Raw genomic sequence first — 17,230 nt, 5'->3', positions numbered from 1 at the left:
CTGCGTGAGCCGGCGCTGCGGCCGGTGGTGATCTAGATCGCGGCGGCTGCGTGTATGCGCAGGCGCTGGCCCGGCTGCAGCCGGTTGCTATCCAGACGATTCCAGCGCCGCAGCGCGTCGATGGTGACCTCGAAACTGCGCGCGATCGACCACAGCGAATCGCCTTGCTGCACATCATAGTAAATCACCGGGACGTTCGGCCTCGCTGCTGGCGTTTCCGGCGCGCCTGCGGCGCCTGGCGCAGAGCCGCTAGTGGCGGCCACGGCATGGGCGCGCGCCAGCGACCAGTCAGGTACCGCGGCGGTACGCGAGTCCCGCATTTTCAGGGTCTGGCCGGGCCGCAGTAAGGCGTCGGCCGACAGGCCGTTGAGACGCCGCAAATCGTCGACGCGCATCCCGTGGTCACGGGCGATCTGCCAGAGGCTGTCACCACCGCGGACCTGATAGGTGACGGATTCCGCCTGTTCCCGCCGGGGTTGCGCCCGTGTCGGGATGCGCAGATCGTCGCCGGGCCGGATGAGCGAGCCTTGAAGATTGTTCGCGTCGCGGATCAACGCGACGGTGGTGCCATAGCGAGTGGCGATGCCGCCCAGCACTTCTCCGGCCTGCACCCGGTGGCGACGCTGGGTTACCAGGCGTGCCGGGTCGGTGCGGGCCAGTGCGGTGCGGAACTGCCAGGATCGCTCGGTGGGCACCAGCAGCCGGTGGGGCCCGTCCGGGTGGGTTGCCCAGCGACGAAAGCCCGGGTTGATGTCAGCCAGTGTCTGCGCCGGCATGTCGATCATGTCGGCGGCCACGGCAAAATCGATCTGCGCGTCGAGCTGAACCGCCTCGGTCAGGGGTCGGTCGGGAATCGTCGGTAGTGCCAGATCGAACGCGGCCGGCGTCTGCAGCAGGCGCCGCAACGCAAGCAGCTTGGGGACGTAATCATCGGTTTCTGCCGGCAGGTCTAGGTGCCAGAAGTCCCGCGGCTGTCCGGCTGCCTCGGCCCGGGCCAGGGCGCGGCCGACCCGGCCTTCACCGGCGTTGTAGGCGGCCAGGGCCAGCAGCCAGTCATCGAACCGGCGATGCAGGAACCCGAGGTAGTCGAGCGCGGCGCTGGTGGCCGACAGCACGTCGCGGCGGCCGTCGTACCACCAGTTGCGCTCCAGGCCGAAACGGCTGGCGGTGAGGGGCATGAACTGCCAGAGGCCGGCGGCGCTGGAATGCGAGTCGGCACGCGGGTCGAATCCGCTTTCTACGATTGGCAGCAGCGCGATTTCCAGCGGCATGTCGTGCTGCTCGACCGCCTCGGCGATATGCCAGATGAAGGGGCTGGCGCGTTGCGCGGCCTCCTCGATGTGTCGCGTGCGGGCGGCGTAGAACTGAGTCCACGCGCGGACTTCGGGTCGCTGCTCATGCCCGGCCAGGGACATGCCTTGGCGGATACGCGCCCAAATGTCGTTGTACACAACCGGCCGGATTGCCGGGGCGGGTGGTCCCATGGGTTCCGGCGCCACCGTGGCGACCGACGGCGGCGGTGGCGGGCGGGATGCGCATCCGGCGAGTGCCAGCGACAGCAGCATCAGCCCGAGTGCCGCGAGTCGCACCCGGGTGGGTTCGGAGATTGTCATCAATTTGTTCGGGAAGACGGCACCGTCAGGCGCTGTCCTTCCAGGCACGAATCGCGGCGAACACCGCATCCGGCCCGGTGGCCGACGGGTCACGTGCCTGAGCTGCCGCGATCACATCCGGTTGATCCCAGCGCATGAAGGGATTGATTGCCCGTTCATCGGCCAGCGTGGAGGGCAGGGTCGGCCGATTCTGCGCCCGGTCGGCACGCGCCTGCTCGAGCGCGCCGGTTACCGCCGCGTTGTCCGGCTCCACCATCGCTGCGAAACTCAGGTTCTTGACGGTGTACTCGTGACCGCCGAATACCCGGGTATCGCCGGATAAATCCCGCAGGCGTGCCAGCCCGGGCCGCATCATGCCGGCATCGCCCTCGAACAGGCGGCCGCAGCCGCCGCGGAACAGCGCGTCGCCGCTGAACAGCCAGCCGTGGCCGGTGTACACGATGTGGCCAAGTGTGTGGCCCGGTACCGACAGCACATCAAGCGTGATGCCCAGTTCGTCGATTGTGACGTGGTCACCGTCGGCAACCTGATGGGTGATCGGGCAGGCACGGGTGGCTTCCTCGGGGCCGTAGACCGGCACGCTGATGTCATCGAGCAGTGCCGATACGCCGGCCGTATGATCCGGGTGATGATGCGTGATCACGATGGCAGCCAGGGTTTGGCCATGCTCGGCAAGCCAGGCGGCCGCCGGTTCGGCCTCGCCGGGATCGACGATTACCGCGCGGCGGCTGTCATCGTCGGCGATGGCCCATATATAATTGTCGGCGAGGGCCGGGATTGCGAACACGTGTGGCATGCCCGGGATGTTGCCAACCGGCCGAGGTAAAATCAATTGCGACACGCGACGCCGGCAGGCATTCGATCCTGGCTCGAGGGTGACCGGTCCCGGAACCTTATTGCGCTCGAGACCGAACGGCTGCAGGCCTGCCTGCATCGGGTGCCGGGTTATCGCATCCTGCAGATCGGTCGCTGGGGCGTTCCCGACGATACGCTGGCGACCTGCCCGATGTTGTGCCGCTGGGTTGCGGACAGTCAGCCGGATACACCGGTGGATATTCGCTTTGACGGCCGAACGCTACCGCTGGCCAGCGGTAGCCTCGACGCGGTGGTGATGCCCCACAGCCTGGAACTCATGCCCGATCCGCATCGCCTGCTGCGCGAGGTCAACCGGGTGCTGTCCGATCGCGGCCAGGTGGTGCTGCTGGGCTTCAACCCCTATGGCCCCTGGGCGCTGGGGCAGCGGTTACGCCGGCGTGGCAGCGGCTATCCGGCTGCGGACCGGCTGATCGCCCTGGGACGGGTCCGGGACTGGCTGCAGCTGCTCGATTTCGAAGTCACCGAAATGCGACGGTTCGGCCCCGGCTGTCCCTGGCTCCCGCGCTCGGGCGTGTCGCTGCCATCAACGGCGGCCTACTGGCTGATTTCGGGACTGGCGCCGGCGTATCTGGTGACCGCGCGCAAGCGCGTGGTTCCCATTCGACCGATTCCCAACCGCTGGCGCGTCCGGCGGCCCGCGCTGGTCGGGCGCGGTATGCCGGAACCCACCGCCCGTAGCGGTCATTCGCGCCGGGATGCGGCATGAAGGAGATCGTGGTTCATACCGACGGCGCCTGCCGCGGCAACCCCGGTCCGGGCGGCTGGGGGGCGCTGCTGGTGTATGGCGATCATCGGCGGGAACTCTGTGGCGGGGAAGCGCACACCACCAATAACCGGATGGAACTGCTGGCCGCGATCCGGGCGCTGGAGTCGCTACGTCAGCCCTGCCGTGTCCAGCTCTATACCGATTCGAACTACGTGCGTCAGGGAATAACCGACTGGCTGCCGCGCTGGCAGAAGAACGGCTGGCGTACTGCGGGCCGCAAGCCGGTGAAGAATGCCGACCTGTGGCAGCAGCTGGACGCGCTCAATCAGAAGCATGAGGTGGCCTGGCACTGGGTCAAGGGCCACGCCGGGGATCCCGGCAACGAGGCGGCGGATGCCCTGGCCAACCGCGGCATCGACGAATTGCCGGACGGCTGAGACGGCGACCGGCATGCCTGACCGCTTGCCAACGCGCGTCCGGTTGCACATCCTCTGGTCCCGAGAGTTCCGTTACTGAGCCGCATGCGTCAGATCGTCCTGGATACCGAAACCACCGGCCTGGAGCCGAGCGATCATCGAATCATCGAGATCGGCTGCGTCGAGTTGCTGCACCGCCGTCCTACCGGTAACAACCTGCATCTCTACGTCAATCCGGAACGCACGGTCGAGCGAGGCGCCATCGAGGTGCACGGCATCACCAACGAATTTCTCGCCGACAAGCCCCGTTTCGCGGCGATCGCCGACGAGCTCCAGGCCTATCTCGGCGACGCGGAACTGGTGATCCACAACGCGCCGTTCGATCTCGGATTCCTGGACGCCGAATTCCGCCGGCTGCAGCCGGAATTTCCCGGTCTGCAGTCGCAGGTAAGCGTGCTGGATACGCTGGTGGAGGCCCGCCGCCTGCACCCCGGCCAGCGCAACAGTCTGGACGCCCTGTGCAAGCGCTACGGGGTGGATGACTCCGCCCGCGAGCGCCACGGCGCGCTGCTGGACGCGGAGCTGCTGGCCGACGTATACCTGTTCATGAGTGGTGGCCAGACCGCGATCAGTTTCGCGGTTGAGAACGCCGAGCAGAGCCACCAGCATCACGCCGATGTGGCGGCCATACTTGCCGCGGCGCAAAATCGGCCGCGGGTGGTGGCGGCCTCCGACGAGGAACGAACGGCGCATGACGAGTATCTCCGGCGACTGTCCGAGGCCAGCGGTGATCGCTGTCTCTGGCAGTCGCTGGAGCGCGCCTGAACCCTGAACCCGCATGAGGGAGTGACTAAAAACGCATGTCTTTGAACGATCGCATACCCAACCTGGTACAGCCTGCCGATAACTGCTACTGCGGCGGCATGGTGGATGAAACGGCTCTGGCCGAGGCTCGCGACGCCGGCGTGCGTCACGTTGTGAACCTGCGGCCCGACGCGGAAACCCCGGATTTCAACGAGGCCGAGGCAGTGGCCGCCATCGGGCTGACCTATCACCATCTACCGATTGCCAGCCCGGAGGATCTCAACGAATCCAATGTGCGCCGGTTCGACGAGATCATGGACCACGTGGGTGATGAACCGGCGCTGGTTCATTGCGCCAGCGGCAATCGGGTCGGGGCATTGTTCGCCCTGCGCGCGGGCTGGCTCAAGGGCCAGGCGCCGGACGCAGCCCTCGCCCTGGGCCGGTCGCACGGCCTGACCAAGATGGAGCCCGCGGTCGAAAAACTGCTGGCGGGCTGATCCGCCCCGGCCGGGGGCTAGACCGCCATCTGCGGTAGAAGCGCGTCCCGCTGTTCGGCGAGAAATGTCCAGAATGCGGCCATCGCCGGGGTGGCATGGCGGTCGGCGCGCCGCACGGCATACCACTGACGGCGGATCGGCAGATCCTCGACCGGCAGGATCACCAGCCGGCCGTCGGCGATCTCGGCGCCCACCGCGTGGGCCGACAGCAGCGCGATGCCCAGCCCGGCCATTACCGCCTGCTTGATGGTTTCGTTGCTGGCAATCTCCATCGCGATGGTCGGCTGCCGGGACATCCGTCGTGCCAGGGCTTCGAACACCGTACGCGTGCCCGAGCCCGGCTCGCGCACCAGAAAGGTTTCGCCGCTTAGCTGATCGATTGGCAGATCCCGGCGATGGGCCAGGGTATGGCCGGGTGCGGCGACCAGTACCAGCGGATGGTCGCCGATGATCAGATGTTCCACCGGGAAATCCCGTGCCGGCCGTCCCATGACCGCGATGTCGGCCGAATAGTCGGCCAGCCGGGCAATGGTTTCCTCGCGGTTGCCCACGTGCAGCTGCATGTCGAGTCCGGGATGCCGGCGTCCGAATGCCGCGATAGCGTAGGGCGCGAAGTACTTGGCGGTGGATACCACCGCAATGCGAACCCGGCCGCTGGCCACACCCCGCAGGCTGGCCAGCCGATCGGTGCACTCGGTGAGGGTGGCGCGCACCTGTTCGGCGGCCTGAAGCACCGTCTGGCCGGCCTCGGTGAGTTTCAGGCCCTGACGGGTGCGGTCGAACAGCACCAGGCCGAGCGTATCCTCGAGCTGACGCAACCGGGCGGTGAGCGCGGCCGGGGTGACATGGAGTTCCCCGGCGGCCCCGGTGATGCGGCCGTGCCGGGCGATGGCCTCGATGCCGCTGAATTGCTTGAGGGTCAGGCCGCGCATGACGCTATAACAAATAAAATTTGGCGAACTGTCAAATAGATTAAACTGGATTTAACAAAAACCGCTCGCTAGGGTTTGCGGGTTCGATCACGAGGACTGCACCATGAACGGTCCCGACAGAGGAGGTCCGGCATGCCGGAACCGATGACCCTGCAGGCCTTTCTGGCTGCCCACGGGGCCGATGACCCTGCCGTCGACCAGGTGGTGACGGTCATGGCCGAGGCATCGCGCGAGATTGCCGCCACCATTCAGCTGGGCACGCTCGCCGGCCGGATGAGCGACGCCCACGGCGAACGCAATGCCGACGGCGATGAGCAGAAGGCGCTGGACGTGATCGCCCACGATGCCTTCACCGAGGCCCTGCGCCGGGCGCCGGTGGCGCTGGTGGCTTCCGAGGAATCGGACAGCACGGTCACGCTGGATGCCGACGCGCCGCTGGCCGTGGCCATGGACCCGCTCGACGGGTCGTCCAATATCGACACCAACGTGTCCATCGGCACCATCTTCTCCATCCTGCCGTCACGCCGGGGGGAGCCGGGCGAGGCCTCGTTCCTGGTGCCCGGCCGCGAGCAGCTGGGTGCCGGTTTCATCATCTACGGGCCCCAGGTATCGCTGGTGATGACCGTGCGCCGGGGTACCCATATCTTCACTCTGGACCCGGCCCGCGGCGAGTTCCGGCTGGCGCAGCAGGACGTGCGGATTCACCCCGCGCGTACCGAATACGCCATCAATGCCTCCAACTATCGCCACTGGGACGAGTGCGTGCGCACCTACATCGACGACTGCCTGGCCGGCGAGGACGGCCCGCTGGGCGCCAACTTCAACATGCGCTGGATTGCCTCGATGGTGGCCGATGCCTACCGGATCCTCGTGCGCGGCGGCATCTTCCTGTATCCGGGCGATCAGCGTCGGGGTTATCAGCAAGGGCGGCTGCGGCTGCTGTATGAAGCCAATCCGATGGCGCTGGTGTTCGAGGAAGCCGCCGGCGCGGCCACCGACACCGTCAACCGGATTCTGGATATCAAGCCGCGCAATCTGCATCAGCGCACGCCGCTGGTGTTCGGGTCCGCCGACAAGGTCGAGCGGGTGGCGCGCTATCACACCGACCCCAGCCACGATTTCACCCGGTCGCCGTTGTTCTCGCACCGCGGGCTTCTGCGAGCCTAGCCCTAATCAGGAGGAGGCCTCATGTCAGCCCTGCATCCGATCATTTCCATCACCGGTTCATCCGGCTCGGGCACGAGTTCGGTCAAGCAGACCTTCGAGAACATCTTCCGGCGCGAGAAGGTCAATGCCGCCTTCATCGAGGGGGATGCCTTCCATCGCTACAACCGCGCCGACATGAAGCAGGCCACGACCGATGCCGAAGCGGCGGGTAACGATCACTTCAGTCATTTTAGCCCCGAGGCCAATCTGCTGGAGGACCTGGAGACGGTGTTCCGGCAGTTCTCCGAGAACGGCACCGGGCGCACCCGGCATTACATCCACAATGCCGAGGAAGAGGAGATGTATGCCGCGCCGCGGGGCACCTTCACCGAGTGGGAGGACTTCCCCGACAACGCCGATCTGCTGTTCTACGAGGGCCTGCATGGCGCGGTGGTCACCGAAGGGGTCGACGTGGCCCGGCATGCGGACCTCAAGATCGGCGTGGTCCCGGTGATCAACCTGGAATGGACGCAGAAGCTGCATCGCGACCGCGAGGCCCGCGGCCACACCACCGAGGCAATTACCGACACCATCCTGCGGCGCATGCCCGATTACATTCGCTACATCTGTCCGCAGTTCTCGGAAACCGACATCAACTTCCAGCGCGTGCCCACGGTGGATACGTCCAACCCGTTCATCGCCCGCTGGATTCCCACGCCGGATGAATCGATGGTGGTGATCCGTTTCCGCAACCCGCGCGGCATCGACTTCAACTACCTGCAGAGCATGCTGCACGGCAGCTGGATGTCGCGGCCCAACTCCATTGTGATTCCGGGCGGGAAAATGGATCTGGCCATGCAGCTGATCCTGACGCCCATGATCATGCGTCTGGTGGAAACCCGCCGCCGCATGCTCTGAGTCGGCCCGCCGCTTATCGCCGCTGAATCCGGTCGGCCCGATTGCGGGTCGTCCGGTTTTTTGTTGACGGGCTCTAGGGCGTTGCTGAAAAAGACCATCCTGGCCTTGTTTCAGCGTCGCTGCACGTAAACGCGGTTTGCGCTTGCTCCCAAAATCAAGCGCTTCCAGCGCATGATTTTGGCGGTACGTCCTTGTGCCGCGCGGGACCTGCCGAAAAACGGGTTTTTTCAGCAGCCCCTAGCCGAAGTAGAACAGCAGGTAGGCCGCCAGCAGGGCCGCCACCCACAGCGTCATGATGCCGGTACCCCAGGGCCTGGCGAATACGCCGTCCGGCTGGTAGACGCGGCGGGTCAACGCCAGTCCGCGGCGGCCGGCGCCCGTCGCCAGGCCGCCCAGCCTGTCCAGCGAATCGCCGGTCGCGGATCGGATGCGCGCCAGCAACATCGGCGCGAGCCGCCGGTAGACCCAGTCGGTATCCAGATTCAGGGCCGGAATTTCCGGCGGGTACCAGCCGTTGCGGAACAGCGTGGTGAACGCCAGCGCCGCGAACAGCAACAGTTGCAACTGGGTGATCACATGGGCGGCGGTATAGGGGGCGTAATCCACCGCGAAGGGCAGAATCGCGTAAAGCGGTGCCGGGTAGACGCCGATGGCGATGCACAGGAATGCCGTGATTCCCATCGCCGCCAGCATGTTCCAGGGCGCCTCGGCTACCCGGTGGCCCACGTCGTGGTGGAAAAACGAGAAGAACGGCACCTTGATCCCGGAATGATCGAGCACGCCGGCCGAGGCGAACAGCAGCACCAGCCAGGCGATCCAGTGATGCTCCACCGCCGCGGCGGTCAGGATCATCGACTTGGTCACGAAGCCGGAAAACAGTGGGAACGCGGAAATCGACATCGCCCCGATGATGCAGAACACCGCAGTCAGCGGCATCGACTTGTACAGCCCGCCCAGCTCGCTGGCCTTGATCGTGCCAACGCGGTAGAGCACCGCGCCCATCGACATGAACAGCAGCGCCTTGTAAAGGATATGGGCGAAGGCGTGCGCGGCCGCGCCGTTGAGCGCCATCTCGGTGCCGATGCCGATGCCCACCACCATGAACCCCAGCTGGTTGTTGAGGCTGTAGGCCAGCACCCGGCGCAGATCGTTCTCGATCACGGCGAAGAAGATCGGGAACGCGGTCATGATGGCCCCGATGGTGATCAGGATTTCCTCGCCGGCAAACCCCCGCGCCAGGGCATAGACGGCCAGCTTGGTGGTGAACACCGACAGCACCACCGTGCCGGTGACCGTGGCTTCGGGATAGGCATCCTGCAGCCAGTTGTGCAGCAGCGGGAAGGCGCATTTGATGCCGAAGGCCAGGAAGATCAGCCAGCCGCCGGGGGTGTCCAGCCCCAGATGATCGAACGCCAGCGAGCCCGTGGCGCGGTAATGGATGATGGCGCCAGCCATCAGCAACAGACCCGAAATGATCTGGATCACCAGATAGCGCATGCCCACGCGATAGGACCGGGCCGTGCCCCGGGCCCAGATCAGGAACACCGAGGCGATGGCGGTCAGTTCCCAGTAGATGAACAGCGAGACCAGATCGGCGGCCAGCACCGCCCCGATGCCGGCGCCGGCATAGACCAGGGCCGCGGCATGCTGCAGCCGATCCCGCACGTGCCAGGCGTAAAGCCCGGCCAGCCCCCCGGCGATGTGAAAGATGGTGGCCCAGATGCGGCTCAGGCCGTCGATGCGGATGGTGACCAGGTCCAGCCCGAACAGCGTCACCGGCGCGTAGGTGCCGGTCGGCAGCTGCCAGAGCAGCATCAGCCCGAGCGCCGGTAGGGTCACGGCCAGCGCCCCCAGCCAGGCACGCGGTGCCACCACGGCCAGCAGACCGCCGGCCATCACCACCAGCGCGGGGTTGACCAGCCACTCAACCATCGTCGTCCTCGCCGTAGTAGGCCTCGTCGCGCGCGATCAGGCGGCGCAGACCCTTGGCCGAGAACACGATCACGCAGTAGGCGCCGAAGCCGGCCAGCGCGTAGAACCCGAACCAGCCGTCGAAGCCGAAGTAGGGATGCTTGTGGTAGACGAACTCGGCCGTGATCAGCAGCGCGCACAGGGCCCACAACGTGTAGACGATGCCGTTGACGGTGCTGGCCCGTTCCAGCCAGCCGGTGCTTGTCGGCTTTTCGCTCATGATCCGGTCACCGGTGCCAGCAGTTGCAGGATGTGGCCGCCGACGAAGAACAGCACCACACTGCCGGCGGCGGTGACGCACAACGGCACCACGCAGGCCAGCGGCGCCTCCTGACGGCCGGCGGGCAGGTCCGTTCCAGGGCGGAAGAAGGCCCGGGCCGGGATGTCCAGCAGATAGACGATATTCAGCAGCGAGCTGATTGCCAGCACGGCGATCATCAGCAGCTGCCCGGCATCGGCGGCCCCGACCATCAGCGCCCACTTGCTCCAGGCCCCGCCCAGCGGCGGCAGGCCGATGATCGACAGCGAGGCCACCAGGAACGCCCCCATCGTGAAGGGCATCACCCGGCCGAGCCCGTCCAGCTCACTGACCCGCGTGCGGTGCACCGCGGTGTAGATCGCCCCGGCGCAGAAGAACAGCGTGATCTTGCCGAAGGCGTGCATCACGATATGGGTGGCGCCGCCGGCGATGGCCATGCCGTTGGCCAGGGTCGCGCCGAGCACGATGTAGGCCAGCTGGCCGATGGTGGAGTAGGCCAGCCGGGCCTTGAGATTGTCGCGGGTCAGCGCCACCACCGACGCGGCCAGGATGGTGAAGGCGGCGACCCACATCATCGGGGTGGTGAAGTCGCCGGCGGCGGCGAAGTCGATGCCGAATACGTAGACCGTGATCTTGAGTACCGCGAACACCCCGGCCTTGACCACGGCAACGGCGTGCAGCAGGGCGGACACCGGGGTGGGCGCCACCATCGCCGCCGGCAGCCAGCGGTGGAACGGCATTAGCGCCGCCTTGCCGGTGCCGAACAGGTAGAGCGCGAACAGGCCCGCGGCGGCGGCCGGCGCGATATGCCCCTGCAGGATGCCGCCGGGAGTGAAATCCAGCGTGCCGGCCACCACCCAGGTGAGGATGATGGCCGGCAGCAGCAGACCGATGGAGGTGGTCAGCAGCACCCCGAGATAGGTCCGCCCGCCGGCCCGGGCGTCGTCGTTGCCCTTGTGCGCCACCAGCGGGTAGGTGGACAGCGTGAGCATCTCGTAGAACAGGAACAGCGTCAGCAGGTTGCCTGCCAGCGCGATGCCCATGGCCGCCGCCAGCGCCAGGGCGAAGCAGGCGAAGAAGCGGGTCTGGTTGTGCTCGTCGTTGCCGCGCATGTAGCCGATGGCATAGATCGCGGTGACGATCCACAGCCCCGAGGCCACCAGCGCGAACAGCAGCCCCAGCGGTTCCAGCGCCAGGCTCAATGACAGACCCGGCAGGATCGGGATCAGCGTGACGGCGGGGCGTGCCCCGTCGAGGACCGGTCCCAGCCAGCTGCATGCCGCCGCGAACAGCAGGAGGGCGGTCACCACGCTCAGACCATCGCGCAGATTGGGCCAGCGGCCGAGGGCCATCACGCCGAGCGCGCCGGCGGCGGGTAGCGCCATCAGCCAGGGCAGGGCAATTGTCACGCGCCGCCCCCAGTCAGGCTGGCCGCCGCCGACCGGACCACGTCGACCACCGGTGTGCTGTACAGCCCGAGTCCGATGTTCACGAGTACCAGCGTCCAGGTGGCGGCCAGCATGGCGGTGGGCGCCTCGGTCGGCGCGGGCACATTGTCCGGGGCCGGACGCAGGTACAGCAGCTCGGCCACCCGGCCGATGTAGATCACCGCCATCAGCGAACTGATCAGCACCGCCGCGGCCAGCCAGCCCTGCTGGGCCTCGAACAGGGCAGCCAGCAGGTACCACTTGCTGATGAAACCGGCCGTGGCGGGCACCCCGATCAGGCTTAGGCCGGCGGCCAGGAATGCCGCCGAGGTCCATGGCATGGCGCGGGCTGCCCCGGCCAGCGAGGCAAGATCACTGCGGTGCAGGCGCCAGAACAGGGCGCCGGCGGCGCAGAACAGCGCCCCCTTGATGACGCCGTGGTTGAGCATGTGCAGGATGGCGGCGGTCAGCCCCGCGGGCGTGGCCAGCGCGACGCCCAGCACGATGTAGCCGATCTGGGCCACGCTCGACCAGGCCAGCAGCCGCTTGACGTCGCTGGCGAAAATGGCCGCCAGTGATCCGTACAGCATCGCCGCCACCGCCAGCAGCGCGAGAATCTCGCCCAGCGGGAGCTGCCCGAAGGCGTAGGTAGCACCGAATACGGTATAGATGAAGCGGATCAGCACGTAGGCCGCTACCTTGGTCGCGGTCGCCGCCAGGAACGCGCTGACCGCCGACGGCGCGTAGGCGTAGCCGTCCGGCAGCCAGGCATGCAGCGGAAACAGCGCCAGCTTGATACTGGCCCCTACCACGATGAAGGCCAGCCCCGCCTCCACCGTGCGGGTGTCGGCCACGGCTGGCAGCCGCTCGGCCAGATCGGCCATGTTGAGCGTGCCGGTCATGATGTAGAGCAGACCGATGCCGATCAGCAGGAAGGTTCCCCCGATGGTGCCCATCACCAGATACTGGAAGGCGGCCAGAAGGGCGCGGCGTTTGGTGCCCAGCGCGATCAGCGCATAGGACGACAGCGACGAGATTTCCAGGAACACGAACAGATTGAACGCATCCCCGGTTATGGTGATGCCGAGCAGACCACACAGGGTCAGCAGCATCAGCGCATAGAACAGATAGGCCCGCTCCGCTGGCAGTTCCGCGGCTACGCTGGCCCGGGTGTATGGCCCGAGCACGGCGGCAATGCCCGATACCAGCACCAGAACGAAGGCGTTGAGCGTGTCGACACGCAGCTCGATCCCCACCGGCGGCGCCCAGCCGCCCATGGCGTAGGAGATCGGGATTCCCACATGCACCTGGACCAGCAGCAGCAGGCTGATGCCGAATACCGCCAGGCTCACGGTGCAGTAGGTCAGCCAGGCCAGGGTGGCGTGCCGCAGCAGCACGCACAGCGGGGCCGCCAGCAGCGGCAGAATCACCGGCAGGGCCGGCAGCTGGGCAAAGAAGTGCGCGATCATGCGTTGTCGCGGTGCTCGCCAGCCGGCTCGTCACCGGTATCGCAGGCGGCAATAATCTCGCTCTCGTCGAGACTGTCGTAGGCTTCGTGAATGCGCACCACCAGCGCCACTCCCAGCGCGGTGGTGGCTACCCCCACCACGATGGCGGTGAGGATGAGCACGTGCGGCAGCGGGTGGGCGTAGGGGGCGTCGACATTCCCCAAAATAGGCGCGGTAGCGCCGTCAATGGCGCCGGCGCTGATGTACATGATGAATACCGAGGTCTGGAACAGGTTCAGACCGATGAGCTTCTTCATCAGGTTGTCGTGACCGATGACGATATAGAACCCGATCATCATCAGCAGGACCACGATCCAGTAGTTGTAGAGCCCGAGGAAGGTGCTCATTCGACCGTCCCCTCCCGGCGCCGGCCACGTCCGGCAAACACGAAGAAGATGCCGATCATGCCGCCGGTGACGGTGACACCCACCCCCAGCTCCACCAGGATGATGCCGAGATGCTGGCCATGCGCCGGTTTGTGGGCGAGCACGTTATAGTCGAGAAAGTCCCCGCCCAGCAGCATGCAGGCCACGCCGGTGCCGGCGTAGATCAGCACCCCGCCCGAGATCAGCGCGCGTACCGCCCAGGGCGGAATCACGCGGCGGGCCTCGTCGAGCCCGAAAATCAGCGTGTAGAGAATGATGCCAGCCGCGAAGATCACGCCGGCCTGAAAACCGCCGCCGGGGCCGTATTCCCCGTGGAACTGCACGTAAAGTGCGAACAGCAGGATGAAGGGAATGGTCAGCTTGGCGACCACGCGCAGGATGGTGTGCTCGGTCATCGCCGGCGCCTCCGGGCGGTGCCCAGCAATACGAACACGCCGATTCCGGCGGTGAAGATCACCGTGACTTCGCCGAGGGTGTCATAGCCGCGATAGCTGGCCAGCACCGACGTCACCGCGTTCGGGATGTGGATTTCCTTTTCGCTGGCTTCCAGGTAGTGCGCGCGCACTGGATGTGTGTGTACCGGCGTGTCGGGCTGGCCGAAATGCGGCATATCCAGGGTGGCGTAGACCAGCGCCGCGCCGGTGACGCCGGTCACCAGCAGCGCCTGGGCCGTGCGCATCTTGGTGACGGTTTTCTCGCGACCACGGGTCAGGGCAAGAGCCCCGAGCATCAGCACGGTGGTAATGCCGGCGCCCACGGACGCCTCGGTAAATGCCACGTCCACGGCATCCAGCGCCATGAACACACTGGCCGACAGCAGGCTGAACAGTCCGGTGAGCATGGCCGCCGCGAACAGGTTTCGCAGGCGGGCGATCGCCAGACCGGTCACCGCCAGCAGGGTGAGCAGAACCAGGGTGAGGGCTTCGATCATCAGATCATCCACGCCGCTGCCCTCCCAGCATCGGCTTGATGCCGTCCTGGATCGCCGCATTGGCCAGGGCGTTGGCGGCGGTGGGGCTGGTCAGCAGCAGGAACAGCGCTACCAGCAGCAGCTTGACCGCGACCAGCCAGTGCGGCGCCTGTAGCAGCAGCCCGCTGAGGATCAGGATCATGCCGCCGGTGTCGGTGACCGAGGCCGCGTGCATCCGGGTATAGACATCCGGCAGCCGCAGCATGCCGACACCGCCGATCACCGCGACCAGCGCGCCGCTCAGCAGGAGCAGCCAGCTGGCGATGTCCAGCAGCAGCGCCATCACACGTCCCCGTCGGGATGATCGGACTCGCCCCAGCCCAGATCCCCGTACTGCATGAACTTGAGCACCGCCACCGTGCCGATGAAGTTGATCAGCGCATACACCAGGGCCACGTCCAGGAATTCGGGGCGACCGTCCAGGAAGCCGAGCACCGCGATCAGCAGCACGGTCTTGGTACCGAATACGTTCACCGCCAGGATGCGGTCGTACACGGTGGGGCCCAGCAACGCCCGGATCAGCAGCAACAGCATGGTGACCGCGACCCCGGCCATGGCGGCAGCGAACATCAGCGGTGGTACCCCGGCTCGCGGGTCTCCAGGCCACGTACCCGCTGATCCATCTCGCCGCCGTTGAGATCGGCCGCGCCCTCGGCCGAGATGGCATGCACGGTGATCGTGTTGCGCCGCGCGTCCACCGAGACCGTGCCCGGCGTGAGGGTGATCGAGTTGGCCAGGATGGTCTGTGCCAGCTCGGTGCGGCCGGATACCTGTACCGTCTCCATGGTGGGGGAGATGGCGTTGTGGCCACGCAGCACCCGCCGGATGACGTCGATATTCGAACGCGCAATCTGCGCCATCAGCCACAGCCAGTAGCCGGGCAGATGACGCATCAGGTAGAGCGGCTGGGTTTCCGCGTCCACTGCGCCCATCCGGCGGGCGAGCCATAGCACCAACAGGCAGCTGGCGGCGCCGAAGCCCAGCAGCAGGGCGGAATAATGCCCGGACAGCAGCAGCCAGAGAGCCACCAGAACCGCGCCGAGACTGACACTGTATCGCTGCATGATGCCGGCTTGACGCCGCTCCCCCGGATGCATCGCAAGCCCGCGACTGTAGCCAGCAGGCCGGGGCGCGTCAACGCGGCGTCAGTGTCGAGTCAGATGCCGCTGATGCGCCCTGGCAAACCAGACGATGACGGCACTGGCGGCCAGCAGCGCGACGGACACCAGCAATTGCGTTTTATTGAACAGGCTGGCCGGCCGGAAGTCATCCAGATTGGCCGTGAAGGCCTCGAATTCCACCGACGCGCCGAAGCTCACGAACGTGATCATCGGCGGCAGCAGGCCGATTAGCGTCCCCAGCGCGAAGCCCGGCCAGGGCACCCGCAGCAGACCGCAGCCGAAGTTCACCAGATCGAACGGCAGATAACTGGCCCGCAGGGTCAGAACGGTGGGAAAGGCGTGAACCCGAAGGGCCCGCCGCAGGGGTGCCAGGCGTTGTCCGGCCTTGTCGTCATCGGCACTGCCGGTGCCGAAGAAACTCGCGATGCCGTAGGCGGTATGAGCCGAGAAATTCTCTCCGAACAACGTGGCCAGCAGCCCCACCCAGAAGCCGAACAGACTGCCCGCCGCGATGGTCAGGAACATGGCCGGAAAGAACGTGAATGCCCGCAGCGTGTAGATCACGACGAACACCAGCGGCGCCAGAGGATGGGTGGATATCACCTGATGCACGGCGACCAGGATTTCCGGCGTGGACAGGCCCCGCGACCAGCCCCAGCCCAGCCCCGCGGCCAGCGCCAGTAGCCAGACCAGACCGGCGATCCACTTGGTCCGGGCGGATACACCGATCATGCTGGCTTGGTGGCAATCAGTGTGAGCACCTCGAAATAGGGTGGCCGCGCCTCGCGGGAACTCAGGTCGCAGTAGCGAACATCCAGCCCCGCCTCGGCGGTCCAGTCCAGCAGCGCGGCGCGGGAAAAGCCGAGATTGACGTGGTCGTAGGCGGCCACCGTGGCACCATGTTCGTGTTCGGCCAGGGTGGCCAGCACCAGATCGCCGCCCGGCCGGAGTACCCGTGCGGCCTCGGCGATCACCCGTCCGGGCTGGTCGGTAAAGGTCAGCGCATGCATCACGAAGACCTGATCGTACGACGCGTCGGCCATGGACAGGTCGTGCATGTCGCCCAGTTCGAAGCGGATGTTCGCGCGCTGCGCCAGCCGCCGCCGGGCCGCGGCGAGCACCGTGCGGCTGTAGTCGAAGCAGGTTACCGAGCGGGCCTGATTGCCGAGCAGTTCCGCCAGCACGCCGTCGCCCGAGGCCACGTCCAGCACGTCGCCCAGCGTGAGCAGCCCAATCAGGGCCCGCGTGGTGGCTTCCCAGGTGCGGCCGGGGGAGTACTGGCGTTCCATGCTGCCGGCCGCGGACTCGGCCCAGGAGGGGCGGACCTGGCGGCGGCGGGCGATCTCCCGGGCCTGCTCCCGGTCCTGGTGCAGTCGGGCATCGTCGATGTTCTCGGCCAGCACCTGCCAGAGCTGCCGGGCCCGGTCGTCGAAGGACGCGGGATCCACCGTCAGCAATGCCCGCGTGCGCTGGCCGTATTCCTTGACCAGCCCACCCCGGCGCAGACGACCGAGATGGGTGGAAACGCGGCTTTGCGACAGGCCGGTGACCGCGGTGAGCTCGGCCACCGTGAGCGGTTCCGCCTCCAGGATCAGCAGCAGCCGCAGACGGGTGGGCTCACCAATGAGCCGGAGCAGCTGGGAACCATGGTCGAGATCGAGCAAGGGCGTTGGTGCGGTC

At 66.7% G+C, this 17,230-nt stretch carries 21 protein-coding genes; 6 read left to right on the top strand and 15 right to left on the bottom strand.

Annotated features, from left to right (window positions below):
* Positions 1 to 32 precede the first annotated feature (32 nt).
* Positions 33 to 1,613, bottom strand: coding sequence for a LysM peptidoglycan-binding domain-containing protein (locus tag RM531_RS09690; protein ID WP_311658936.1), 1,581 nt, complete (start codon positions 1,611 to 1,613; stop codon positions 33 to 35).
* A gap of 25 nt (positions 1,614 to 1,638) precedes the next feature.
* Entirely contained in the window at positions 1,639 to 2,409 is a 771-nt protein-coding gene (gloB, locus tag RM531_RS09685; RefSeq protein WP_349255426.1) for a hydroxyacylglutathione hydrolase, read from the bottom strand.
* Positions 2,410 to 2,445: 36 nt separating this feature from the next.
* Here gloB and RM531_RS09680 point away from each other — a divergent pair, with 36 nt between their 5' ends.
* The 4 genes from RM531_RS09680 (at position 2,446) to RM531_RS09665 (ending at position 4,912) form a co-directional block, all read left to right on the top strand.
* Positions 2,446 to 3,195 carry a class I SAM-dependent methyltransferase gene (locus RM531_RS09680; protein WP_311658932.1) on the top strand — a complete coding sequence of 250 codons (750 nt, stop codon included), beginning with the start codon at positions 2,446 to 2,448 and terminating at the stop codon, positions 3,193 to 3,195.
* The gene (gene rnhA / locus RM531_RS09675; RefSeq protein WP_311658930.1) at positions 3,192 to 3,632 is read left to right on the top strand and encodes a ribonuclease HI; all 441 of its coding nucleotides are present in this window, start codon (positions 3,192 to 3,194) and stop codon (positions 3,630 to 3,632) included. Before RM531_RS09680 ends, rnhA begins: the two co-directional genes overlap by 4 nt.
* An 84-nt stretch (positions 3,633 to 3,716) precedes the next feature.
* A complete protein-coding gene (dnaQ, locus tag RM531_RS09670; protein ID WP_311658928.1) occupies positions 3,717 to 4,436 on the top strand; it encodes a DNA polymerase III subunit epsilon in 720 nt (239 codons plus the stop codon).
* Between the two features lie 35 nt (positions 4,437 to 4,471).
* Complete coding sequence (locus RM531_RS09665) at positions 4,472 to 4,912, top strand: protein tyrosine phosphatase family protein (RefSeq protein ID WP_311658926.1); 441 nt, start codon at positions 4,472 to 4,474, stop codon at positions 4,910 to 4,912.
* Between the two features lie 17 nt (positions 4,913 to 4,929).
* Here the strand turns inward: RM531_RS09665 and RM531_RS09660 are convergent, their stop codons facing one another.
* On the bottom strand, positions 4,930 to 5,844 hold the full coding sequence (locus RM531_RS09660) for a LysR family transcriptional regulator (RefSeq protein WP_311658925.1): 915 nt from the start codon (positions 5,842 to 5,844) through the stop codon (positions 4,930 to 4,932).
* 132 nt (positions 5,845 to 5,976) lie between these two features.
* Between RM531_RS09660 and RM531_RS09655 the strand changes: the two genes are divergently transcribed.
* Positions 5,977 to 7,011 (top strand): class 1 fructose-bisphosphatase, encoded by a 1,035-nt coding sequence (locus tag RM531_RS09655; protein ID WP_311658923.1) that lies wholly within the window; start codon positions 5,977 to 5,979, stop codon positions 7,009 to 7,011.
* Between the two features lie 21 nt (positions 7,012 to 7,032).
* Positions 7,033 to 7,908, top strand: a complete 876-nt coding sequence (locus tag RM531_RS09650) for a phosphoribulokinase (RefSeq protein ID WP_311658922.1) — start codon at positions 7,033 to 7,035, stop codon at positions 7,906 to 7,908.
* A 237-nt stretch (positions 7,909 to 8,145) separates the two neighbouring features.
* Here the strand turns inward: RM531_RS09650 and RM531_RS09645 are convergent, their stop codons facing one another.
* The 12 genes from RM531_RS09645 to RM531_RS09590 all read right to left on the bottom strand — a co-directional run bounded on the left by RM531_RS09645 (position 8,146) and on the right by RM531_RS09590 (position 17,214).
* Entirely contained in the window at positions 8,146 to 9,840 is a 1,695-nt protein-coding gene (locus RM531_RS09645; protein WP_311658920.1) for a Na(+)/H(+) antiporter subunit D, read from the bottom strand.
* Positions 9,833 to 10,099: a hypothetical protein gene (locus RM531_RS09640; protein ID WP_311658918.1), complete on the bottom strand. Its 267-nt coding sequence runs from the start codon at positions 10,097 to 10,099 to the stop codon at positions 9,833 to 9,835. Before RM531_RS09640 ends, RM531_RS09645 begins: the two co-directional genes overlap by 8 nt.
* Positions 10,096 to 11,523 (bottom strand): proton-conducting transporter transmembrane domain-containing protein, encoded by a 1,428-nt coding sequence (locus RM531_RS09635; RefSeq protein WP_349255428.1) that lies wholly within the window; start codon positions 11,521 to 11,523, stop codon positions 10,096 to 10,098. The genes RM531_RS09640 and RM531_RS09635 overlap by 4 nt, the downstream gene beginning before the upstream one ends.
* Before the next feature lie 20 nt (positions 11,524 to 11,543).
* On the bottom strand, positions 11,544 to 13,034 hold the full coding sequence (locus RM531_RS09630; RefSeq protein WP_311658915.1) for a monovalent cation/H+ antiporter subunit D family protein: 1,491 nt from the start codon (positions 13,032 to 13,034) through the stop codon (positions 11,544 to 11,546).
* On the bottom strand, positions 13,031 to 13,420 hold the full coding sequence (locus RM531_RS09625; protein ID WP_311658913.1) for a cation:proton antiporter subunit C: 390 nt from the start codon (positions 13,418 to 13,420) through the stop codon (positions 13,031 to 13,033). Before RM531_RS09625 ends, RM531_RS09630 begins: the two co-directional genes overlap by 4 nt.
* Positions 13,417 to 13,854: a Na(+)/H(+) antiporter subunit B gene (locus RM531_RS09620; protein WP_311653040.1), complete on the bottom strand. Its 438-nt coding sequence runs from the start codon at positions 13,852 to 13,854 to the stop codon at positions 13,417 to 13,419. Before RM531_RS09620 ends, RM531_RS09625 begins: the two co-directional genes overlap by 4 nt.
* A complete protein-coding gene (locus RM531_RS09615) occupies positions 13,851 to 14,402 on the bottom strand; it encodes a DUF4040 domain-containing protein (protein WP_311658911.1) in 552 nt (183 codons plus the stop codon). The genes RM531_RS09620 and RM531_RS09615 overlap by 4 nt, the downstream gene beginning before the upstream one ends.
* Positions 14,395 to 14,712, bottom strand: a complete 318-nt coding sequence (gene mnhG / locus RM531_RS09610; RefSeq protein WP_311658910.1) for a monovalent cation/H(+) antiporter subunit G — start codon at positions 14,710 to 14,712, stop codon at positions 14,395 to 14,397. Before mnhG ends, RM531_RS09615 begins: the two co-directional genes overlap by 8 nt.
* Positions 14,712 to 14,999: an MrpF/PhaF family protein gene (locus RM531_RS09605; RefSeq protein WP_311653045.1), complete on the bottom strand. Its 288-nt coding sequence runs from the start codon at positions 14,997 to 14,999 to the stop codon at positions 14,712 to 14,714. The genes mnhG and RM531_RS09605 overlap by 1 nt, the downstream gene beginning before the upstream one ends.
* Positions 14,999 to 15,493 carry a Na+/H+ antiporter subunit E gene (locus RM531_RS09600; RefSeq protein WP_311658909.1) on the bottom strand — a complete coding sequence of 165 codons (495 nt, stop codon included), beginning with the start codon at positions 15,491 to 15,493 and terminating at the stop codon, positions 14,999 to 15,001. Before RM531_RS09600 ends, RM531_RS09605 begins: the two co-directional genes overlap by 1 nt.
* Positions 15,494 to 15,574: 81 nt before the next feature.
* Entirely contained in the window at positions 15,575 to 16,282 is a 708-nt protein-coding gene (locus tag RM531_RS09595; protein ID WP_311658908.1) for a TVP38/TMEM64 family protein, read from the bottom strand.
* Complete coding sequence (locus tag RM531_RS09590) at positions 16,279 to 17,214, bottom strand: ArsR/SmtB family transcription factor (RefSeq protein ID WP_311658907.1); 936 nt, start codon at positions 17,212 to 17,214, stop codon at positions 16,279 to 16,281. The genes RM531_RS09595 and RM531_RS09590 overlap by 4 nt, the downstream gene beginning before the upstream one ends.
* Between the last annotated feature and the right edge of the window lie 16 nt (positions 17,215 to 17,230).

The sequence above is a fragment of the Spectribacter acetivorans genome, from assembly GCF_031846305.1.
GTDB classification, from domain to species: Bacteria; Pseudomonadota; Gammaproteobacteria; order Nevskiales; family Salinisphaeraceae; genus Spectribacter; species Spectribacter acetivorans.
Note: the sequence above shows the minus strand (reverse complement) of the source record. Positions and strands in the feature narration are given on the sequence as shown.